This is a genomic window from Pseudanabaena biceps PCC 7429 (assembly GCF_000332215.1).
Classification (GTDB): Bacteria; Cyanobacteriota; Cyanobacteriia; order Pseudanabaenales; family Pseudanabaenaceae; genus Pseudanabaena; species Pseudanabaena biceps.
Map to the genome: position 1 here is coordinate 1 of NZ_ALWB01000040.1, position 21,938 is coordinate 21,938.

Annotated in this window: 20 protein-coding genes; 6 read left to right on the top strand and 14 right to left on the bottom strand. The window is 43.1% G+C overall.

Going from position 1 to position 21,938, the window contains the following annotated elements; all coding sequences use genetic code 11:
• Positions 1-121: 121 nt before the first annotated feature.
• From PSE7429_RS06755 to metH, 5 genes are all read right to left on the bottom strand, one after another.
• The gene (locus PSE7429_RS06755) at positions 122-742 is read right to left on the bottom strand and encodes a hypothetical protein (protein ID WP_009626355.1); all 621 of its coding nucleotides are present in this window, start codon (positions 740-742) and stop codon (positions 122-124) included.
• Between the two features lie 25 nt (positions 743-767).
• Complete coding sequence (locus PSE7429_RS27090; protein WP_009626356.1) at positions 768-1,004, bottom strand: hypothetical protein; 237 nt, start codon at positions 1,002-1,004, stop codon at positions 768-770.
• Between the two features lie 58 nt (positions 1,005-1,062).
• Positions 1,063-1,350 carry a pentapeptide repeat-containing protein gene (locus PSE7429_RS06765; RefSeq protein WP_009626357.1) on the bottom strand — a complete coding sequence of 96 codons (288 nt, stop codon included), beginning with the start codon at positions 1,348-1,350 and terminating at the stop codon, positions 1,063-1,065.
• Positions 1,343-1,525: a pentapeptide repeat-containing protein gene (locus tag PSE7429_RS06770; RefSeq protein ID WP_009626358.1), complete on the bottom strand. Its 183-nt coding sequence runs from the start codon at positions 1,523-1,525 to the stop codon at positions 1,343-1,345. Before PSE7429_RS06770 ends, PSE7429_RS06765 begins: the two co-directional genes overlap by 8 nt.
• 208 nt (positions 1,526-1,733) lie before the next feature.
• Entirely contained in the window at positions 1,734-5,297 is a 3,564-nt protein-coding gene (gene metH, locus PSE7429_RS06775) for a methionine synthase (RefSeq protein WP_009626359.1), read from the bottom strand.
• 166 nt (positions 5,298-5,463) lie between these two features.
• Between metH and PSE7429_RS06780 the strand changes: the two genes are divergently transcribed.
• The 5 genes from PSE7429_RS06780 to PSE7429_RS06795 all read left to right on the top strand — a co-directional run bounded on the left by PSE7429_RS06780 (position 5,464) and on the right by PSE7429_RS06795 (position 9,409).
• Positions 5,464-5,844, top strand: coding sequence for a Pepco domain-containing protein (locus tag PSE7429_RS06780; RefSeq protein ID WP_009626360.1), 381 nt, complete (start codon positions 5,464-5,466; stop codon positions 5,842-5,844).
• Positions 5,845-5,849: 5 nt separating this feature from the next.
• Entirely contained in the window at positions 5,850-7,571 is a 1,722-nt protein-coding gene (locus PSE7429_RS06785; RefSeq protein WP_009626361.1) for an SUMF1/EgtB/PvdO family nonheme iron enzyme, read from the top strand.
• A 137-nt stretch (positions 7,572-7,708) separates the two neighbouring features.
• The gene (locus PSE7429_RS27900) at positions 7,709-7,864 is read left to right on the top strand and encodes an SUMF1/EgtB/PvdO family nonheme iron enzyme (RefSeq protein ID WP_144052488.1); all 156 of its coding nucleotides are present in this window, start codon (positions 7,709-7,711) and stop codon (positions 7,862-7,864) included.
• Between the two features lie 167 nt (positions 7,865-8,031).
• The gene (avd, locus tag PSE7429_RS06790; RefSeq protein WP_009626362.1) at positions 8,032-8,412 is read left to right on the top strand and encodes a diversity-generating retroelement protein Avd; all 381 of its coding nucleotides are present in this window, start codon (positions 8,032-8,034) and stop codon (positions 8,410-8,412) included.
• Complete coding sequence (locus PSE7429_RS06795) at positions 8,369-9,409, top strand: RNA-directed DNA polymerase (protein WP_009626363.1); 1,041 nt, start codon at positions 8,369-8,371, stop codon at positions 9,407-9,409. The genes avd and PSE7429_RS06795 overlap by 44 nt, the downstream gene beginning before the upstream one ends.
• Here PSE7429_RS06795 and PSE7429_RS06800 read toward each other — a convergent pair.
• Positions 9,398-10,063: a Uma2 family endonuclease gene (locus PSE7429_RS06800; RefSeq protein WP_009626364.1), complete on the bottom strand. Its 666-nt coding sequence runs from the start codon at positions 10,061-10,063 to the stop codon at positions 9,398-9,400. The genes PSE7429_RS06795 and PSE7429_RS06800 overlap by 12 nt on opposite strands.
• A 155-nt stretch (positions 10,064-10,218) precedes the next feature.
• Here PSE7429_RS06800 and PSE7429_RS06805 point away from each other — a divergent pair, with 155 nt between their 5' ends.
• Positions 10,219-10,815 carry a Uma2 family endonuclease gene (locus PSE7429_RS06805; RefSeq protein ID WP_009626365.1) on the top strand — a complete coding sequence of 199 codons (597 nt, stop codon included), beginning with the start codon at positions 10,219-10,221 and terminating at the stop codon, positions 10,813-10,815.
• Positions 10,816-11,248: 433 nt separating this feature from the next.
• Here PSE7429_RS06805 and PSE7429_RS06810 read toward each other — a convergent pair whose 3' ends face one another.
• The 8 genes from PSE7429_RS06810 to PSE7429_RS06845 all read right to left on the bottom strand — a co-directional run bounded on the left by PSE7429_RS06810 (position 11,249) and on the right by PSE7429_RS06845 (position 21,762).
• Positions 11,249-12,865: a B12-binding domain-containing radical SAM protein gene (locus PSE7429_RS06810; RefSeq protein WP_009626366.1), complete on the bottom strand. Its 1,617-nt coding sequence runs from the start codon at positions 12,863-12,865 to the stop codon at positions 11,249-11,251.
• A gap of 124 nt (positions 12,866-12,989) precedes the next feature.
• On the bottom strand, positions 12,990-14,771 hold the full coding sequence (locus PSE7429_RS06815) for an AIPR family protein (RefSeq protein ID WP_009626367.1): 1,782 nt from the start codon (positions 14,769-14,771) through the stop codon (positions 12,990-12,992).
• Positions 14,772-14,913: 142 nt separating this feature from the next.
• A complete protein-coding gene (locus tag PSE7429_RS06820) occupies positions 14,914-16,500 on the bottom strand; it encodes a B12-binding domain-containing radical SAM protein (protein ID WP_009626369.1) in 1,587 nt (528 codons plus the stop codon).
• Between the two features lie 64 nt (positions 16,501-16,564).
• Positions 16,565-17,029 carry a YlqD family protein gene (locus tag PSE7429_RS06825; protein WP_009626370.1) on the bottom strand — a complete coding sequence of 155 codons (465 nt, stop codon included), beginning with the start codon at positions 17,027-17,029 and terminating at the stop codon, positions 16,565-16,567.
• A gap of 59 nt (positions 17,030-17,088) precedes the next feature.
• Positions 17,089-18,966 carry an AMP-dependent synthetase/ligase gene (locus PSE7429_RS06830; RefSeq protein ID WP_009626371.1) on the bottom strand — a complete coding sequence of 626 codons (1,878 nt, stop codon included), beginning with the start codon at positions 18,964-18,966 and terminating at the stop codon, positions 17,089-17,091.
• A gap of 394 nt (positions 18,967-19,360) precedes the next feature.
• Positions 19,361-20,497, bottom strand: coding sequence for a hypothetical protein (locus PSE7429_RS06835; RefSeq protein ID WP_009626372.1), 1,137 nt, complete (start codon positions 20,495-20,497; stop codon positions 19,361-19,363).
• A 151-nt stretch (positions 20,498-20,648) separates the two neighbouring features.
• On the bottom strand, positions 20,649-21,347 hold the full coding sequence (locus PSE7429_RS06840) for a Uma2 family endonuclease (protein WP_009626373.1): 699 nt from the start codon (positions 21,345-21,347) through the stop codon (positions 20,649-20,651).
• A 184-nt stretch (positions 21,348-21,531) separates the two neighbouring features.
• The gene (locus PSE7429_RS06845; RefSeq protein ID WP_009626374.1) at positions 21,532-21,762 is read right to left on the bottom strand and encodes an Hfq-related RNA-binding protein; all 231 of its coding nucleotides are present in this window, start codon (positions 21,760-21,762) and stop codon (positions 21,532-21,534) included.
• Positions 21,763-21,938 lie beyond the last annotated feature (176 nt).

Here is a 21,938-nt window from a genome sequence, read left to right on the forward strand (position 1 = left end):
TATTTCTTTCTCGATTCCCATCTCATCAATGATTCCTGCCACGATCCCTAGATGATCTAGGTTCGATACTTTTATCTCTGTATTAATACCTACCTCCTTTTTTTGCTTTTTGGTAATTATTTTACCCTTCCATTACGAGCGGAATGTGGGCTATAAAGTTCGTAACTTGAGGATTGTCCCAATCGGCAAAGGCAGCAATGGCTGAGTCGATATTACCCCGCCAGAGGCTAGTTTCAACATCCTGCAACCGTTTGTTAGAACCACCAACCTTATGCAGATTTTCCTTGAGATGATACCAATCAAGAATTTCACGTCGTTGCGATGTAGTAGCAATATCTGCCATTAAATTCCACACTCCCGGATGTCCATCTCCTAAACAAGTAACTGGGTCAGCCAAAAGCTGTGCATTTACTGAAGCTAGCAGTTTGTCATTCTCTTGGAAGAACGCTGCACAAGTTTGTTTGTTGAGAGTTACAGCCTTGTAGTCACGCCATTCACTGGCTTGTCCTTTCTCTGTGCGTAATCTTGCCTTACCACCATCAATACTAAGTTCTGTAATCGTTTCCCCTACTTCTAATTCTGCAAATTCTTGACGGTGGACTAGCCTCTGCTGGGTACTGTGGTCAACGTATATTCCCGTTAGCTTGTGCAAGTCCCGAGCCGCATTTTCGTAAGAAACGTTGGCACTCAGCAATAGACAATTTGCTTCTAGCTGCGGACTCAATCGACTGCGTTTTTTCAAACCTAATTGTGCAACTTGTTTGACTCTAATTTGCCATGTTCCTAGACTGGTCTGGATCTTTCTGCTTCTTCCTGTTCTTGTTTTGCTGCTGCTGCTTAAAAAAATTTCCGATCTCTGGTGCTACTTCTTTGAGCAAGTGGTCTCTGACTGCTAATTCTATGCTGTTAAAGCTTTTTAGCTCTTCTTTTGGGGTATTATTCAATAGAATTGCCGCCGCAGCTTTTAGATGTTCTTTCAGAACTTTGCTTTCTTCGGGTGTCATCTTTTTTTAACCTCATTTTTTATTCATTTTCTCATATGTCATCTATAAGTAGAAATACTCATTGCATTAGTGAGATGCTCCCAGTAAGACTAGCCTTGAGTAGATTTACCTCCCTTAAATTGCAATTCTCGAACAATACTTTTTCCATTTGGACATCTTCAAAGTTAACTTTACTTAAATTAGATCCAACAAAACTAGTTCTAGATATCTGAGCAGCAGCCAAAACAGATTCACTTAGGTCTATCTTTTTAAGACTAACATTGCCTAGCATGATCCCTTCTAAATATAATCCACTAAAATCTCTACGACCAGATTCATATTGCTCTAAAAATTCTTCATTATCCATAACTTAAATTAGATCCAACAAAACTAGTTCTAGATATCTGAGCAGCAGCCAAAACAGATTCACTTAGGTCTATCTTTTTAAGACTAACATTGCCTAGCATGATCCCTTCTAAATATAATCCACTAAAATCTCTACGACCAGATTCATATTGCTCTAAAAATTCTTCATTATCCATAACAGTATTTCTTTTTTGCAGTTTTCAAGGTTAGAATTGCCAACAAAATACAAGGAATAGTTAACATCAGATAAATTATGGGTATCAATAAAAAAGAAATAAGATACTTGCAAATGAGGCGATCATATTCTTTTTATTGATAGAAACTCTGTCTAGAGATCGTTCTAGTCCCATCACAGATTTAAAGAAAGTTTCTCTAGGATCACCTTTAAGCGCTGAAATACTTAGCAATAGGGTGATGTACAATCAACGCAGTGGTTGACTGTTCTGGATAGATTTGTTCGCTCTCATCCATTTCTAAACCAACAAGCTTGGCATCGAGCAGATCGAGAAGCTTGTACTGATCCTGCATATTCGGACAGGCGGGATAGCCGAAGCTATAGCGAGATCCGTGATAGCGCTGGGCGAGAATATCGCGGATATTATCAGGATCTTCGCCACCAAAGCCGAGTTCATGGCGAATTCGTGTATGTGTCCATTCCGCCACTGCTTCCGCCATCTGCACCGCTAGACCATGAAAATAGAGGTAATCGGTATATTGATTCGCCTTGAATAGACCTTGAGCAAATTCAGTCGCAATATGACCGACGGTGACCGCTTGCAAGGGCAAGACATCAATGATTCCTGATTCCTTAGGAGAGAAGAAATCGGCAATACAGAGACGACGCTGAGACTTTTGGCGAGGGAACACAAAGGAATGGATTGGCTCGGCATTTTTGATGTTGTCGATATCTTGAGGATTGTAAACATAGACCGTATTTCCTTCCGCTAGGACGGGGAAATAGCCATAGACTGAGGTTGGTGCTAATAGTTTCTCATTAATGATCCGTTCCTTCCATGTATGCAGAATTGGATAGACGGTTTCCAGCAAGAATTGGTCGTATTCCTCGCGAGATTGACCTTGGGGCTTACGGAATTGCCATTGACCTGCAAAAAGCGCTTGCAAATCGAGATTCCAAAATAGTTCCTCAATAGGAATATCTGCACCTTGGAGAATCTTCGTTCCCCAGAAGGGAGAAGTGGGACGGGGAATATTGGTATCGATCGCATCAGATCGCACAATATCTAAATAGCGTTCGGCAAGCGCCGCCTCTTTCTTCGCCTTGTCCTCAGCCGCAGTCGTTGTACTTTCAGCAGTATCCGCTACCTCATCAAGGGCGAGATTTTCATCCAAGAAGCCTTTGCCATCTTCCCATTTGCCCTCAGCCTTGGCGGGCATATATTTATCCATGAAGTTGAGGTCAGAGAAGGCATCTTTACCATAGATCACCTTGCCGTTATAGACATTCTGACAGTCGTTATAGACAAATTTGGGCGTGAGCGCTGCGCCGCCGAGAATAACGGGGACAGTGATGCCACGATTGTTAAATTCCTGCAAGTTATCCTTCATGAATGCTGTGGATTTGACCAGCAAGCCACTCATGGCAATGCAATCCGCTTTGCATTCTTCATAGGCTTGAATGATATTCTCTACCGATTGCTTGATGCCGATATTGACGACTTTGTAGCCATTATTGGAGAGAATAATATCGACGAGGTTTTTGCCAATATCATGGACATCGCCCTTAACCGTGGCAATTAAGAACACACCTTTATTTGCGCCCTCTTCCTTTTCCATGAACTTCTCTAGGAAAGCAACGGCGGATTTCATGGTTTCGGCGGATTGCAGCACAAAAGGAAGCTGCATCTGTCCCGAACCGAAGAGTTCACCCACAACTTTCATACCATCAAGGAGAAATTGATTAATGATGATGAGTGGCTCGTAAGTTTTGAGTGCTTCGGTGAGCGCATCATCTAAACCAATGCGATCGCCATCAATAATATGATTTTTGAGCTTCTCCTCAATTGTGAGATTGTCATCAACAACTTTAACGCGCTTTGCCGACACCCCTTCAAATAGCTTCGTATATTCGCCAAGGGGATCGTAGGTGCAGATATCACCATCAAACTGACGCTGATCGAAGATGAGTTGACGGGCTACTTCTAGTTCTCTTTCAGGAATGCGGTTAAGTGGCACGATCTTACTAGCATGAACAATCGATGAATCCATACCGACTTTCATCGCTTCATGCAAAAATACCGAGTTCAGAACAATCCGAGAAGCAGGATTTAAACCAAAGGAAACATTGGAGACCCCAAGCAAGATATGGGTTTCGGGCATCGCTTCCTTGATGCGGCGAATTGATTCAATCGTGGCAGCAGCATTCTGGCGATCCTCTTCGATCCCTGTCGAAATCGGCAAGGCAAGCGTATCAAAGAAGATCTCACTGGCGGGCATTCCTAATTCTTCCGTTGCCTGTTTGTAAGCGCGGGAAGCGATCGCAAATTTTTTGTCGGCAGTTCTTGCCATGCCTTCTTCATCGATCGTACCGATGACAATTCCCGCGCCGTATTGCTTGGCAAGACTTACGACTTTGCAGAAGCGTTCCTCTCCATCTTCGTAGTTAGTGGAGTTGAGAATGCATTTACCACCCGCAACTTTTAACCCTGCTTCCATCTTTTCCCATTCGGTGGAATCGAGCATGAGCGGCAAAGTCACGTTAGTGACGAGGCGCGATACCAGTTCATACATATCCCGCACGCCATCCCGTCCCACATAGTCCACGTTTACATCGAGAACATGTGCGCCTTCCTTGACTTGCGATCGCGCGATCGCCACTAGCCCATCCCAATCCTCAGCATTGAGCAAATCACGAGTCTTCTTAGAGCCGCTAGCATTTAATCTTTCACCAACAATCAGGAAAGAATTGTCTTGAATATAGGGCTGGGAACTATAAATGGAAGCAGCGGAAGGCACGACTAGAGGTTCGCGTTTTTTCGGTTTGAGAGTCTTGGCAGCATCGGCTAAAGCCTTGATGTGGGCTGGTCTTGTGCCGCAGCAACCACCGATAATCTGTACGCCTAAATCTTCGACAAAATGCGCTAGATGTCCTTTGAGATCATCGGGAGTGAGTCGATAAAAAGCTTGTCCACCCACATTTTCAGGCAGACCTGCATTGGGCACACAGGATACCACAAAGGGCGAATGGGCGCTCAAATACTGCATATGCTCCTTCATCAGGTCGGGTCCCGTCGCGCAGTTCAGCCCTAAGATGTCGATGGGATAGGGTTCGAGAATGGTCACAACTGCGGAAATGTCGGAGCCGACGAGCATTGTACCTGTGGTTTCCATCGTTACCGAAACCATGACAGGAATACGGGGCTTGCCTTCAGCGGTTTTTTTATCAAAAAATTCGGCGATCGCATTGAGGGCAACCTTAATTTGCAGGACATCCTGACAGGTTTCAATTAATAATAGGTCTGCGCCACCGTCGTACAGTCCTTCTATCTGCTCGATAAATGATTGCTTCATCGTATCGAAATCGATATGGAGCAGAGTCGGTAACTTGGTCGTTGGACCGATTGAGCCTGCCACAAAACGGGGTTTTTCAGGGGTGGAAAATTCGGCAGCTACGGACTTGGCTAACTCTGTTGCTTTTTTGCTGAGTTCGTAGGCTAAATGCCCCAAATTATATTCATTCAAGACGATCGACGTACCGCCAAAGGTATCCGTCTCGATCACATCGGCTCCCGCTGCCAAAAAGTCGCGATGCACTGTCGCCACTGCTTCAGGTTTCGTCATCACCAGATACTCATTGCAACCCTCATACTCCGCGCCGCCAAAGTCTTCGGCGGTGAGGTTTTGGACTTGCAAGTTTGTACCCATCGCACCATCAAAGACAATGACGGGGCGATCGCTGCTGTGAAGACGTTCCAGAAACAGGCTGGTCATTTGATCTATACCCTAAGCTAACAAAGTGACTCTAGGGATTCATTCTAGCAAGATCTCTGGGATTTTCTTAGATCTGTCGTGATTACAAAGTCTTTTAAACTTATTGGGAAGTACTATAATTGTGATGAAAAACGTATGAGTAAATGGCTAGAGTTTTACAAAATCTATGTCTGAAGATGCTAGTTACGGGATGATTACGATCGCAGTTGAACCATACGAGCAAGAACCTCAATCTGCGGAAACTTCGGTGGGTAATACAAGGGGTTGGTTTAGTGAGGATCAGCCAAACCAAAATTCGGTTAAGCATGAAAAGACCTTGAGTGTTGCAGAACTCGAAGCAAAGATGTCGGGATTTTTGCAGATGGTGGGGCGGGTTTTTAGTAGTGCGGAGAAGGAGGCAAAAAAGACATCGGGTATGTCTTTGGATGAGATCGAGCTATCGGTGGAAATTGGGGCTGAGGGAGAAATCCGTTTAATCGGTAGTGGTGCTAAGGCTAGCGGCAAGAGTGCGATCAAGCTCAAGTTTAAGCGCGAGAAGGGAGTGTAAGTCTGGTGGCGAATTGGGCGATCGCGATCGGGGTAAATCAATATGAGTTTTTGCATCCTTTGAAGTATGCGAAAAATGATGCGCTGTATATTTGTGATTTCTTAAAAAATGAGGCAAAGTTTGATCGCATTTTCTATTTCTCCGATGATTCGCCAGATCTTGATGGTAGGACGACTAAGCCTTTTCGTAATAATTTGCTAAGGGTATTTAATGGACTTGCGAACAAACCTCTGCACGATAGTGATAATTTTTGGTTCTTTTTTGCTGGGCATGGCATTTTAGAGGATGGGATCGATTATCTGATGCCGAGTGATGGCGACCCTGACAATATTGCGAATACAGGGATTGCGGTTAATCAAGTGATCCAAAATTTGCGCGGGAGTGGGGCGGGAAATGTGATTCTGGCGCTAGATGCCTGTCGCAATCAGGTACGGCGAAATGTGGCGACGCGATCGGGAGAGGGTATTGGACGAGAAACTGAGCGAGAAGCAAAAATTGCCGATGTGATTAGTATCTCGGCTTGCAGTCCGACAGAATATTCCTATGAGGTGGATAACTTAAAGCATGGGGCGTTTACCTATGCTTTGGTGGAGGGTTTGGGCGTACAAGGACGTTGTGCGACAGCAGCAAAGTTGAATACTTATCTCAAGCATCGCGTTCCTGAGTTGGCTAAGACTAGGCAAACGCCGCGCATGATGCTAGATCCGCAAGAAAAAGGACATTTGATTTTGATGCCAAAATATGCGGATAAGTTCGATCTAGAACCTCTCAAGAAGGACGCTTTTAAGGCGCATCGCGATAGAAAGCTCGATCTGGCGAGGCGTTTGTGGATGCAGATTTTGGCGGTGGATGGGACAGATTATGAGGCGATTACCGAAATTGAAGGTTTGGCGGTGGAGCGTTATCTTGGCACATCACCACAAGTAACGCCTAGTCCTGTTGCTGTTGAGACTGGGACGCGCAATGTAAGTAAATCGCCAGAACCCAATCCGTTAATTCTTGACCTTGGTAATGGCATCACCCTAGAGCTAGTGAGAGTTAGCGCAGGTAAGTTTAAAATGGGGAGCAATGAATACGACTCTGAGAAACCCATTCATGAGGTGCAGCTAAAGGAATTTCTCATCGGTAAATATACTGTTACTAATGCCCAATGGCAAGCATTGATGAAAACCAAAGGCTCAGCAAATTGCGACAAAAAGTTTCAAGGGGATTTGCAGCCTGTTGTCGGGGTGTCTTGGCATGAGGCAAGGGCTTTTTGTGTGAAGCTATCGCAGCAAACGGGACGGGAGGTAAGACTGCCCACTGAGGCGGAATGGGAATATGCGGCAAGAGGTGCGAATCAAAGCAAGGGCTTTACCTATGCAGGTAGCAATAATCTAGGTGAGGTGGCTTGGTACAACGACAATAGCGGCAGCGTAACCCATCCCGTGGGGCAGAAAAAGGCGAATGAGCTTGATATTTATGACATGAGCGGCAATGTCTGGGAATGGTGTTTAGACGAGTGGCACGGTAGCTATGCTGATAAACCAGAAAATCTCAAGAAACAGGGAAATCTAGCATGGGGCGATCTCAATATAGACAATAATGATAATCGTTCTCGCCTGCTGCGCGGCGGTTCTTGGGGCAGCGTTGCGGGGGGCTGTCGTGCTGCCGTTCGCGACAGGAACTTCGCGCTTCTTCAGGTCAACGACTTTGGTTTTCGGGTTCTTCTCGTTTCTTCTTCGTGAGGACTTCGTTTACCCTTTGCTCTTTTTCCCTCTTGCCCTCTGTATTCCCTATTTCGCCTTTGGCGATCAAATTTTTTTAATAGACCATTACCGCTTATACTACCAACAACTATCCTTGTTTACAATTCTTAGAAATTGTGGCACATAGCTTGGGATTGAGTTACAACCTGCTGCGCGGCGGTTCTTGGAACAACAATGCGAGGAACTGTCGTGCTGCCAATCGCAACAGGAACAACGCGCTTAATCAGAACAACAACATTGGTTTTCGGGTTCTTCTCGTTTCTTCTTCGTGAGTACTCTCTATCATCAGAATTAATGTAAGTGATTGCATCAAGCGTATACAGAGAGTCCAGACTCCTTTCCAGTGACGCAGGCAACTGTTTCCAAATATAAAACCGAGTCAGTTAGTTTAGTAGGTATACCGAAACCCTAGCTGATTCACCAAACTTTAACATCCCCAATGCCCGAACTCTCAATCATCCAAAAAACCTACGACCTCATCAAATGGTATATTCCCATTCTCAATCGTCTTCCTAAACAACATAAATATCAATTAGGCGATCGAACTATTGATAACCTCTATAGCATCCTCGAGGGGTTAATTGAAGCCAAATATTCCCAACAAAAACGAGCCAAAATCGAATCTCTCAATATTTCCTTAGACATCCTCCGTTACCAAACTCGCTTATTATTTGACTTTGCACAACTATCTACAGAACGCTATGAACATGTCAACAAACTCATAACCGAAATCGGCTGTGAACTAGGTGGGTGGCTCAAGCAATTAACAAACACTCATGAAGCGACACGGAAACCTCTACTCGCAAATCATCAACTTTGAGAACCTACTCCTCGCCGCTAGAAAAGCCCAAAAAGGCAAACGATACCGCGAAAATGTTCTTGTCTTTAATTTTCATTTAGAATCCGAACTTCTTCAACTTCAAACTGAACTCCTCCATCAAACCTATCAACCTCAGAGCTATCGCACCTTTCAAATTCACGAACCCAAGTCAAGATTAATATCAGCAGCGCCCTATCGAGACAGAGTCGTTCATCATGCACTCTGCAATATCATTGCCCCTCTGATAGAATCTAGCTTTATTCCTGATTCCTATTCTAATCGCATTGGCTATGGTACACACAGAGCCATCAGACGCTTTACTCATTTTGTCCGATCTAGTGAATATGTCTTCCAATGTGATATCCAGAAATATTTCCCCAGCATCGATCGCCAAATTCTGAAAAATATCCTGCGTCAAAAACTTAAATGTCCGCAAACCCTATGGTTAATTGACCTAATTATCGATAATAGCAACGACCAAATCCCCGTATTTGATTACTTTACGGGTGATGATCTCCTCAATCCCATCACTCGCCACCGAGGGCTACCCATAGGCAACCTCACCAGTCAATTTTTTGCCAATGTCTATCTCAACAATTTCGATCATTTTGTCAAAGAACAGTTAAAAATCAAAAAATATATTCGCTACGTTGATGACTTTGCCTTTTTTAGCAATAGTCGCTCAGAGCTTTACCAAGTACGCCATACTATCGAAAAATATCTAGCCTCACTCCGCCTCAAAATCCACCCTATCAAAAGCCAAATATTTACTACCAAGCAAGGCGCTAACTTTCTCGGCTTTCGTATTTTCCCCACCCATATTCGCGTTCGCAGCAACAATCTTCGCATTGGCAAAAGGAGAATACGACTTCTTAGACAAGCTGTCTTTATAGGTAAAATTTCAGCACCAGTCGCCTATCTCACTATATTAAGCTGGTTTGCCCATCTCGCGCATGGCGATACATGGAAACTACGATCAAATTTACTATTCGTCTAGATCTACCCCTAATTGACGTAATTTTTCCGCAAGGCGATTAGCTCTCTGCTCCGCTTCTTGAAGGGCAGTATCTAACTCCTCTAAAGTTCGCAACTTTTCGCCATTATCAAGGCGATAAAAACTAATGAGATATTCATCAGCCTCTAACCTCAGTTGCAATACCTGACTGCAATGGTCAGTAATTGGCTCATATATCTCTGCGGCATTGAGGCGATAACCACGCAATTGTTCAGTAATCCATTCACCATAGGGATCGAATAACCAATATTCCGTGATCCCTAGTTGCTCATAGAGCATCTTCTTGAAGTTAAAATCAGTATCCTTAGTTCCTACCGATGTCACTTCGATGATAATGGCTGGGTTTTGCTTCCATTCCCAGATCTTGTAATTGTCATAGAGTTTCTTAGTGATGTCAAAAACTACCATCACATCAGGGGTAACTCTGGCTCTGGGATTGCCTTCAATGTAGTAGAGAAACTGATCGGCAAAGACGACTGCTGGCTGATTTTGTAAATATAGACGCAATAATCCGAAGGTATTGAGAATTGCGGAAGCGTGCTGTTGAGTTTCGGCTAATGGTTCTCCGTCCGAACTGGGATAGATGATTTCTGGGGTATTGCTAGACAGCGATCGCTCTTCGGTGATGGCTACCATAGTTAACTCTTGGCTAAGGATTTATATAAAAATTATAAGCTAACAATTTCTAATCAGATAGCTTGTGCTGCCCACATAGCGGACGGCACAAGCTTCTAGGTTTTACCATGCTCTGATTGCTATAATCACCATATCGCTCAGCTTAGGAAACCATCATGACTCCAGCGATCGCACCTCCCCATCTCTCAGCCAATGCCCCAGAAGACAAACTGCTCTGGACAAGCGCCGACCTTGAACTGTTACCCGAAAACGGCAACCGTTATGAAATTATTAATGGAGAACTTTACGTGACGAGAGCGCCCCATTGGAAACATCAAACAACTTGCGGCAACTTCTACGCCAAATTAAAAGTATGGTCAGATCAGACAAAATTAGGATACGCAGCAATTGGAGCAGGTGTAATCTTTGGTGATAAGGATGATGTGATCCCTGATGTAGTATGGGTCAGCAAAGAGAAATATGAAGCTTTAATTGATGATGCTGGGCATTTACTGGGTGCGCCTGATATTGCGATCGAGATCCTATCAGCAGGAACAGAGAATGAAAGGCGCGATCGCGAAGTTAAGTTAAAGCTCTATTCATCACAGGGAGTTTTAGAATATTGGATCGCTGATTGGCGAGAAAAGAAACTCCAAATCTATCGCCGCGAAAATGGAGTTCTTAAACTCGCTATGACTTTATTTATTAGCGATACTCTTACTTCACCATTATTACCAGATTTTTCCTGTCCCCTAGCCCAGATTTTTGAATAAGTAGCAGGCATAAGTAAACTTAAAACCTAGAAGAGCATACCGCCCGCTACGCGGGCGGTATGCTCTCTGGTTTTGTTTTTTAATTATGCCTAGCTACTTAATACCAATTCAAAAAAGTGTTGTCACACTTTCGTGAATTAAATTTGTGAATTAAATTTGTGAATTAAAAACCAAACCCAGTAAGGGTTTTTAAAGCTCAAAATGGCTACGCCATTTTGAGCTTTGGTATAAGAAACCATTTAAGAATTACTTTCTGCGACCAAAAACTCTAAGAGATACCCCCTCAATCCCCCTTAAAAAGGGGGAAGAATTTAATTCTCCCCCCTTTTCAAGGGGGGCTGGGGGGGATCTATCCAATTCTTAAATGGTTTCTAAAGCAAAAGTGCCGCAAAGCGGCACTTTTGCTTACATTGCGATCGCTAATCGCTAATCGCTACTTCACTTCTTGCAAATCCAGCGTTTTCTCCACAGACTGAACCTTGGGCTGAAGTACAGGAGGATTAGCTAGATAATCCGCTAATTGTGCTTCAATCTGATCGCGAACAATCGAGCGATATTCGAGGAAATGCTCGCCTTGAGCGCAAACGGATAGGTAGCTGGTGACCACGTTAGGATAACGCTTCATCAAGTCAAAGAGGTTAATCCAGAACTGAAAACGGGTTTTGCGAACGAAACCTTGTCGCCAGCAGAGAATGAGTAAGGCTTTGATTGCCGTCCAATCCGTTTTCCTTTTCTGATCGGTTTTCTCCCGTTTAATTCGCTTGTACTGCGATTCACCCAAAATCAAGAAATGGCGATAGGTGCGATTGAGAAAGACGAGGGGATCGTAAAGAGTCCAGAACGCATGAACATATTCCGTCGCAATGTCTTCCAATGGACGAGTGGGCATAAAGTTCATCAACGTAGTTTGATGCCCATTGCTATTCTGGGTAATCATCCGTCCTTCTTTATTCAGACGATGCCACAGCCCAGTATCGGGCAAGGCTTGTAGCATACTAAATAGCGCAGTAGGAACGGCAGTAAGCTCCACAAACTGGACAATGCGATCGCCTGCCCCTTTCTTCTCACCATCGAAGCCAATGATAAATCCTGCCATGACGCGAATCCCTGCTCTGGCGATATTAATCACTGATTCTGAGAGAGGATCGCGGTTGTTTTGGAACTTCTTAGTAAGAGCAAGACTATCAGTGTCTGGGGTTTCAATGCCGAGGAACACTGAACCAAAGTTACATTCCACCATCATCTGCATCATTTCGGGATCTTGGGCAAGATCGATCGAGGCTTCCGTAGCAAAGGAGAATGGGAAATTACGCTCTTTCATCCAAGGCTTTAGCTCTTGCAGCATCACCTTCACATTGCGTTTGTTGCCAATGAAGTTATCATCGACCATGAAAATACTCCGTCGCCAACCGAGATCGTAGAGATATTGCAGTTCCGCTAAAATCTGAGCAGGAGTTTTAGTACGTGGCTTCCGACCATAGAGAACAATAATGTCACAAAATTCGCATTGGAAGGGACATCCACGGGAAAACTGTACCGACATCTCTGCATAGCGATTCATCTCTAGGAGATCAAAACGAGGGATAGGTGTATCGGTAACCGCAGGTTTTTCGCCATTAGAGCGCAAAAGCCCCTTGCGATCGCCTCTTTCAATTGCCTCCACAAACATCGGCAAAGTGATTTCACCCTCATCAAGAATTAAGAAGTCTGCCCCTGAGACCTTCGCTTCTTCAGGCAAAGCCGTAGGGTAAGGACCGCCCACAGCGACTAATTTACCGCGTTTTTTCGCTTCCTGAATTTGTAGGAGAAAGTCATTTTTCTGAACGATCATCGCGGAGAGAATCACCACTTCCGCCCATTCCCATTCAGCTTCGGTGATATCGCGCACATTGCGATCGACGAGTTTAAATTCCCAAGATTGCGGCAAGATTGCGGCAACTGTAACCATCCCAAGGGGAGGAAGTTGAGCTTTAAATCCAACTAATTCAAGTGTTTTCTCAAATGACCAAAAGCTTTTTGGAAATAACGGATAGACGAGTAAAACACGCATTATTTATAGTTGGGGCTTATTTTTAATTGATTTTGAACTGTATATATTATAAAGGGTGTTGCAATATGCCGCTTTTATATTTAAGAATAAATCCTTAAATTAAATCTTTTGCAAATTCTGATTTTTAGATTTTAAGAAGCTTTTCGATAATCGAGTCATCATCAATAATAGTAGCTTTGATATTGTACTCAAATCTACACTTAGCTTTACGGAAATAGCCACTGTAAGAAAATGATTTTTCTCGCTGAGTATATAAATCTATCTGCTCTTTGATAATCTGATCAATAATGTCAAGTGCAACCTGATATGATTCCTCTAACTTATCTACATTATTAATGCTGGTCAAATCATTTTCTAAATGCTTATAAATACCATAAGCAAGTAACTCAGTGGCATGACTAATATATTCTTTTAGTGCTTGCTGAGACTCTTTTTTACTTTGAACGTAGCGATAGATCTTGTAAGAATAGATTAATTGAGAATATATTGGTGAATCTTTCTCTCCACTAAATAATTTATGTAATGGATGGCTGTCATTATTTGTAGCATCAAAAATAGCTTCCATAACTTCATAAACACTATTCTTGGCTGTTTCTGGTTGCTCATAAAAAGTTGCATACCAAAATCTCAAAAGTGTATCACTTTCAATCGTAGATTTTAACTGCTTACTAAGATTATTAGAAAAGACTTCACCACGTTTAGTAATGTAAGCAATTCCATGATTAGCAAATACTTCTTTTGCATATAGATTAAAGTCTTTATTACTTACTTTATCTTTATAAGAAATAGGGGTTTGGGTATTGGTAGCATCTGTAATTTTTTCAAGTATTTCTGTATTACTTGTTTCATATAATCGGACATTAACAAAAACATTTTGTAGTCCATCAACACCTTTACGTTTTATTTCTTTAAAAACCTCATAGATAACACGGGTTGTTTGTAGACCATTGACGATGATAGGGTTATGTGCAGGTAAAATATATTTCCCACTTTGTAAAGTAGATGGAATTTCCATTCTTTCACAAATGATTGTGATGCCATTATTAAGTAAAGGGAAATAGATTGCTGAATCTGGATTTGTTAAGGTTTCTTTCATTCTTTGGTTAGGTCTAACTTTGAATCCCAAAAAAGACCTAATGTTATCAGAAAAAAGAAACTCATAGGTATTATTAGCAGCTAATTCTTGTTCCACCAATCTACATAGTTCATTAGCCTCAATCCGAAAATTGGCGGCGCGAACATTGCCAACAGAGTATGTATACAAGCCTTGTCCTTGTCTATCGGAAGTGATGATATTTGAGGTTTGAGGATTAAAGATAAACTTAATATCCTTACGTTTAGCCTGAGCTTTAATTAGCTGACTAATTTTTTCATAAATTGCCCCAGAATCCCAAATTTCATATTCATTTGGCTGATGGTAAGCGCGATAATTTTGAATATTTGCAGCATAATTAGGATCGTCATTAGAGCCTGAATATACAAAATAATACTTGATTTCAATGATGAAGCCATCTCTAGATAATTGCTGATACTCATTGATTTTGGGTTGCAGTAATTCTGTGTGAGGCTTAACAATTCCATACCTAAATAAATCGTCTACATCATGACGAAATTTATCAAGTTGATTTGGCTTGAGACTGCGACTATTTTTACACTGAAATACCATTAATGTGTAATAGCCACCTTGCTCTACAAAAACAGCACCATCTATCCCCCCATCTTTACCTTTGAGATTATCTTCGTCTCCTATCTTTTGTCTGATTTGGATATCATCATATACTTCTTGAAAGGGACGTTCTATAATTGCCGCGATCGCAAAAATTTCAAACGCCGTATCTTTATTGACGTTAAACTGCTCTGAAATTCTATTTAAGTATCCATCTATAAATAATTGCTTATTATCCATTTTGGAGTTATATATTGATACTTTGATTGAAAGTCAAATTTTTGCTTAGAAATATTATAGAGGATGGCAAAAATTACCATCCTCTATAATTTTCTAGGCAAAGAACAAAATGGCTACACCATTTTGTTCTTTGGAATTATAACTAGCTGGCTAGATCTAGTTCTCTCTCTGGAACAGGATTAAGAAGTTTCAAGCGTTCTTCTTCTTCCCAGTATGCCGTTAATTGCGCTTCAATTTCGCGGCGCACGATGTCGCGGTACTCCATGAAATGTTCATTGTGGGCGCAAACAATCAGGTAATGTTCCCAAACCGCAGGATTTTTCTTAATCATGCTGAACAGGTGATGCCAAAACTTCCAACGGGTATTGCGCTTGAGCCCCTGCCGCCAAACTATTATCGCTAGAGCCTTGAGATCAGTAAGTGTAGGCAGTTTTGCTTCTACCTGCACTTTTGGCGCGCCGAGTTTTAAGAAGTAGCTGTAAACGCGATCGAGATAGGCATGGGGTTCGTACAAAGCACAGAAGGCTTCTACATATTCACGGGCAATTTCCTCAACAGGGCGCGTGGGCACGAAATTCATCAAAGTGGTTTGGTTCAAGTTCCCATTCTGGGTTCGCAAACGTCCTTCTTTTTCGAGCCGATGCCAGAGCGCCGTGTGGGGTAGAGCCTGTAACATAGCGAAGGTGGTCGTCGGAATGCCCGTCAGCTCAGCAAATCTGACAATGCGATCGCCTGCTCCTTGTTTTTCCCCATCAAAGCCGATAATAAAACCTGCCATGACGCGAATCCCTGTCTTGGTAATCGCTTCCACTGAATCGAGCAAGGATGACCGCGTATTTTGAAACTTCTTGGTCATCTGCAAGCTATCTTCATCGGGAGTCTCAATACCGAGGAACACCGCATCAAAATAGCATTCCACCATCAGATCCATGAGTTCTTGATCGGCGGCTAGATCGATGGAAGCTTCGGTATTAAATCGAAAAGGATAGCCATGCTCTTTTTGCCATTCCTTCAGTTCTAACAGGAGTAAGCGCACATTACGCTTATTACCGATGAAGTTGTCATCCACCATAAATACGCCCCTTCGCCAGCCCAGACTATAGAGATAATCCAATTCGGCTAATAACTGCGCGGGGGTTTTGGTGCGGGGTTTACGACCGTAAAGTACGATAATGTCGCAAAATTCACATTGGAAGGGGCAACCACGGGAGAACTGCACCGACATCGAGTCGTAAGCGTCAAAATCTAACAGATCAAAGCGAGGGACAGGCGTACTGGTAACATCAGGCTTTTCACTGGTACGGAAGATACCACTGGTTTCCCCCTTAGCGATCGCCTCGACAAACATGGGCAAGGTGATTTCACCCTCATCCAAAATCAGATAATCTACGCCTGCCGATTGGGGATCTTCGGGCATGGAGGTGGGGTAAGGACCACCACAGGCAACTTTTTTGCCGCGACGTTTTGCTTCTTTAATCAAGGACAACAGATCGTCTTTCTGTACGATCATCGCCGAGAGAATGACCATATCCGCCCATTGCCATTCAGCTTCAGTAATTGAGCGCACGTTGCGATCGACTAATTTAAAGTTCCATTCTTGAGGCAGGATCGCGGCAACAGTAATCAAACCTAGAGGCGGTAGTAATACTTTACGATTTACTAGCTCTAGGATTTTTTCATAGGACCAAAATGTTTTTGGAAACAGTGGGTAAACCAGTAGAACGTTCATACCTTTGGGGGCTAAGTGGGCGGATACTTTAAGCTCATCGCCCTAGGGACGATGAGCTTAAGATTTAGAGAGCAGGGAAACCCGTGCGGATATCTTCGATGATGCCGTCACGTAAAACGATCTCAACTCGCATCTGAGCGATCAAGTTATCGCCTTTGCTAGCGGGGAAATAACTATCCAGTTGCCCTTGGGAAACTTCTTGCTCTAATTCTAGATTTTGTACTTGGGTCAACTGCGTAAGCAATTGATTTTTTTGTTCGAGTAATTCTGCCTTAACCCGATTCATTTCTGCGCGAATGCTTTCGATCGCATTGGCTACTTCGGCAGAAAAGGGCTTGATGCTTTGACGTTCGATTTCGTTAATCTGACGAGAGCCTTGAGCATCGACTTGTTGGACTTGGGCATCAATCTGAGCAATTTGTTGTTGCAGTTGTTGCTGCATTTCCTCTTTCCAGCGTTGCGTCACAATCACTTGAATGTTCGCAGTGCGACGTAACAAAAGCTGATTAGAAAAATCAATCGAATTCACACTTATCTCCAATTTGTTAAGGGTTTACGAGATCTTTGAGAGGCGAAGACTTTCGCAGATCACGCAGTAAACATTTTGACAATAATATCTTGATAACGCTCAAATACGATGTTACGTCGGATCTTGAATGTTTGCGTAAGGAAGCCATTATCGATTGTAAAGGGTTCGGGCAAGAATTCAAAGACACCAATGCGATCGTTAACGCTATATCCTGGGCGGTTTTGCACCTCGCGATTGATTTCTTCGCGGTATAGACTGCGGATCTTGGGATCGTTTAAGGCTGGTAAAATATCCGCCAAATTAGAATCAGGAGCAATTAGCCCTGCGGCTTCCAATGCCGAGAGATTGGGAACGATCAATAGCCCTAGCTGTTTTTGGTCTTGCCCCACTAACACGACCTGATCGATATAGTTACTGCGAATACAAGCATCTTCAATCGGTTGCGGTTCGATATTTTCGCCATTACTTAAAACAATCGTATCTTTCGCCCGACCTGTAATTATGAGGTCATTCCAAGGACTGACATAGCCCAAATCCCCCGTATCAAACCAACCCTGCGGATCGATCGCCTTGGCAGTAGCTTCAGGATTTTTGTAATATCCCTGCATGACTTGAGGTCCACGAATTAATACCAATCCTTGTTGACCGACGGGTAGATCGGCTCTTGAGGAGATATCAACAATGCGCGTTTCGGTTTTGATTAAAGGCTGTCCATCCCCACCTCGAATATTACGGTTAGGGCGACGTACATGGGTAATCGGTGAGGTTTCAGTTAAACCATACCCTCCCAAGATTTCAATACCGACAATCTCATAGAAATCTTCAAGATGTTCGGCGATCGAGCCACCACCACTGACGATGTACTTGAAATTGCCTCCCGTGGCTTCGCGGACTTTTTGGTATACCAATTTGTGACCGAGTTTATGAACTGCCCAGAGACTTAAAACTATCACCGAAGCCTTTAACTTGTCGCCTAGAGAAGGGGAGAGATTCGCGACATTTAAGCCTTGGATGACCCGTTTGGCAGTGATATATTTCTGACTCGCCTTTAAGAAGAAATCTACCAAACGCTGCTTGCTGTTAGGCTGCTCACGAAATTGTTTTTGTACCCCTTCATAGATTGATTCCCATAGTCTCGGCACGGCAACCATGTAATCAGGTTTATGTTCGCGTAAATCTTTTTTAATCGTGCGGAGATTGGTGTAAATCTGCGTACAGCCTTGGGAAAAAATGAAATACTCAAAAGTACGTTCGTAGGAATGCCAAGTGGGTAAAATGCTCAGCACTTTTTCGCTTACCTTCAGTTTCAATACTGCTTGCGCCCCTTCGATCTCAAATAAGAAATTGCCATGGGTGAGCATTACCCCTTTCGGTCGCGCTGTCGTACCTGATGTATAGATCAATGTGGCGAGGGTATCGCGCTGAATGGGAGGATTGCCCAGATCGAGCCCCAATCCTTTCGTAATGATCTGCTGAAAGTTATAAGCTCCTTCTGGAGGTGTTTCGTCAGAGAGGAGGATAATCTGCCGAACGGGCAAGGTATGCAGTTCTGGTTCCAGTTTTTTAAGGGTGGCAAGATTTTCGACGACGATCGCCACACTATCACTATGCTCGATAATGTATAGCAGTTCACTCCGCTCGGCTTGAGAGCTGCGGGTGGCATTTGCCGCCCCAATCGCTAAAATCCCCTGATCGGCAATTAACCATCTGGGGGAATTGTCAGCAATGAGAGCCACTTTATCGCCAAAATTTACTCCTAGCGCTCGCAAGCCCGCCCCAAAGGCATTAATCTGTTCAAAAGCATCCCTATAGGAAATTCTCACGGGAGGCTTGGCATGGGGATCATGGAGGGCGATCGCATCGGGGTGGTTGTTTGCCCCCTGTTCCCATAGCTGCCAGAGGCTAGAAGCTTGAGAAGGATTAAAAAATTTATCCATAAATAGGTAAATGTCTTACTGAATATTTTATTATTTTTGACTATTAGAATTATTAGCTAAAAGTTAAGTATTAATTTAACTATTAATTTATAACTAATACCAATTCACGAAAGTGTGACAACACTTTTGTGAATTAAACACCAAATCCAGTAAGGTTTTGAGATTCCCAAAATGGCGTTGCCATTTTGGGAATTGGTATAAGTAGCTGGGCGCAATTAAATATCAAACCCAAAAAGATGTAGCGCACGCGCAGCGTGCGCTACATCTTTTTGGGTTTTAATTATGCCCAGCTACTTACAAGAAGAGAAGGGCGGCGCTTTGCGCCGCCCTTCTCTTCTTGCGGCTTAATTTTGTCCTAACGCAAGCTATTTCCAGCTATTTCTATAGATGATTTTCAATGGTTTCCATTAACCTTTTCATGGATTTCCTTGAGCATTCCCCTTTGACTGCGACCACTCTTCGTTTTACCCCCAATGACTAACAACCACAATTCAGTAAACTGCCATTTATATATGGGCATTGGGTGAGCCGTTAGATTCCTCAACTTTGCAACTTGATCGATTTTACTAGCTGCTTTTTTACTTCCCGATAACCATTGAGAAACTGGATGCTCCCATTGGGCTAAAAATCGATTGACTAATTGGCGATCGCTAGTTGATATTTTGCGATCGCAGAATTTGCGATAGTAAAGGCGATCGCGATCCTCACTTGCTAAACTCTCTCTATTTAAAATTTCATCGCTAAAAGTATCCCATTCCTCCGCAATTAGATAGGGCAAGCTGCCAATGGTATATTTTCCTCTATGTCTGAGATTTACTCCTGCGATCGTAAATTCCTTTTGGCTTGGGTTTTGGCGGCATAGGAAATGGTAAAAATTCTTAAAGAAAACCTGCACGATTTCTCGCTCGACCACATTGGCTATATATAAACAGGAAGGCTTATAGTCGGAAAAGTTTTCAGTAAAAATATCCGCTTCCACTAGATATTTGTGCTTATAGGCATTTAGAAGATCTTTTTTACTCGACATCTCAAGATTTTGCCAAGCATTGTTACCCAATCTTTTTAAGAGCTTATTCTCTGTTTCTATCTGATTATAGGTAAAAGGAGAAGTATTTTGACGATCAGATAAGACGCTAATTTGATCTCTTAATTGAACTATTTCCGCTCTTTCGGAATCTGAGAGATTTGATCTTTCCCTAAAAATAGCAATTTCCGCATTAAGCAGGCGAATTTGTTCGTCTTTATCAACAATCAGTCGATGCTTTTCCGCTAAATCCAGCGCATTGACCGCAGCTTTAATTAGGTTGTAATAATCATTCTTTAAAATATCAACGACTTTAGAAGTCACCCGACTTTTACCACGTAAAGCCGTTTTTTGTCCTTGCTGAACCGCTAGAACTTCGCCCTCATGGTTACGGATACGTAATTCTTTTGTTTCTACTCGACTTGGGCAATCTAGAGAATTATCTTGGGACAGTGAAACCACACTGCATTCGTATTTGCGCTGACTGTAATAAAATTCCGCTTTCATATACCGCTTTCATAAACACTAGTTCATGACAATCTCTTCGTAAGTTGGCATTGTAAGTTGGCAATAAGTAGCTAGGCATAAGTAAACTTAAAACCTAGAGGAGCATACCGCCCGCGCAGCGGGCGGTATGCTCTCTGGTTTTGGTTTTTAATTATGTCGAACTACTTAGAACAGATGCATCAGATCCTTGTCGTTCCCTTTCGATAAGTTCGATCGCCCAAGGCAGCATATTGCCAAGCTCATCCCACCAACGGAGCCAATAGCCATCCCTTCCTTCTTTTTTACCCTGCCATACACCTAGATACAATTTCATGGATTCAATCCAGAAATGCCCCTCCGCATTAGGCTGCGCTAATTCATAGCGATCGCTATCCAAGTGATAGACCTCTAGCCTACCCGTCACCATCTCGAAAATAGCGTATATGGGCACATGCAAAATCTGCTCGTAAAAAAACCATTTACCAAATGGCAATGTCCGCTTTACGGAATATTCAGTCCCATCATGGCGAGATAGAAACTCCATCACTAAGTTGGGAATTGAGCCTTCGAGAATGGGGGTATAGCTGCGGCGATCGCCCGTTGATTCTAATTTTTTGACGGAGCTAACGTATAGCCAATCTGGTGCAGTGATCGATAATGTATCGTTGACAGTGGCACATAACCCTAAGTTAGATGCAATGAGCATCTCAGGTTGAATCCAATCCGCCAGTTCCAAGCTCTCTCTCAAAGCCCCAGCCAAAAGTGGTTGTCCTTCGTTTTCCACAGGTTCCTCCTCTAACTGGACATCATCGGATAACTTCTCCCACTTAATCACAAGCGGTGACCTCGTTACGTAAGGTGATGAAACCATATTTCCTCCATAAACGTTTTATACCAATTCACTGAAGTGTGGGCTCACTTCAGTGAAACCATTCTTGAGCCCCAGACAATACACCAGTGTCATCTAGACAGGGTAATTATGAGCAACACTCTGCGCCACCCATAATTACCCTATGGCTTAAAAATTAGTTGAAAAAATTAGTTGAAAAAATTAGTTAACTCTTAATGAAAGCGATCGCATGTTGCCAGATCACAATTTTATGCCCAGATGCATCCATACAGAGGCATTGGTCATCAATCCATACAATTCTGCCCCGCAGTTGATCTCCCGTGAGTAGTTTGATTTCAACTTCGTTTTTATCGCGAATAATGCCGTGAATGCGGCGAATACTGGGCAGAGAGGTGTTAAGTCCGATCTTGGTTGCAGTTGGTGCTGGTGCGCTCATCGTCTTACCTGTAACAGTTTTACGAATATTATCATCTTAATTTGGATTAAATTATGCTCTTAATTAGTTACTTCAGAGAAATTGCTTCTACTATCCGTCAATTTCATGCTATGGCTGCTGTCAACTATATCAGGCATAAGCCCAGAAAGAGGGTTGCCGCGCTCCGCGCGGCAACC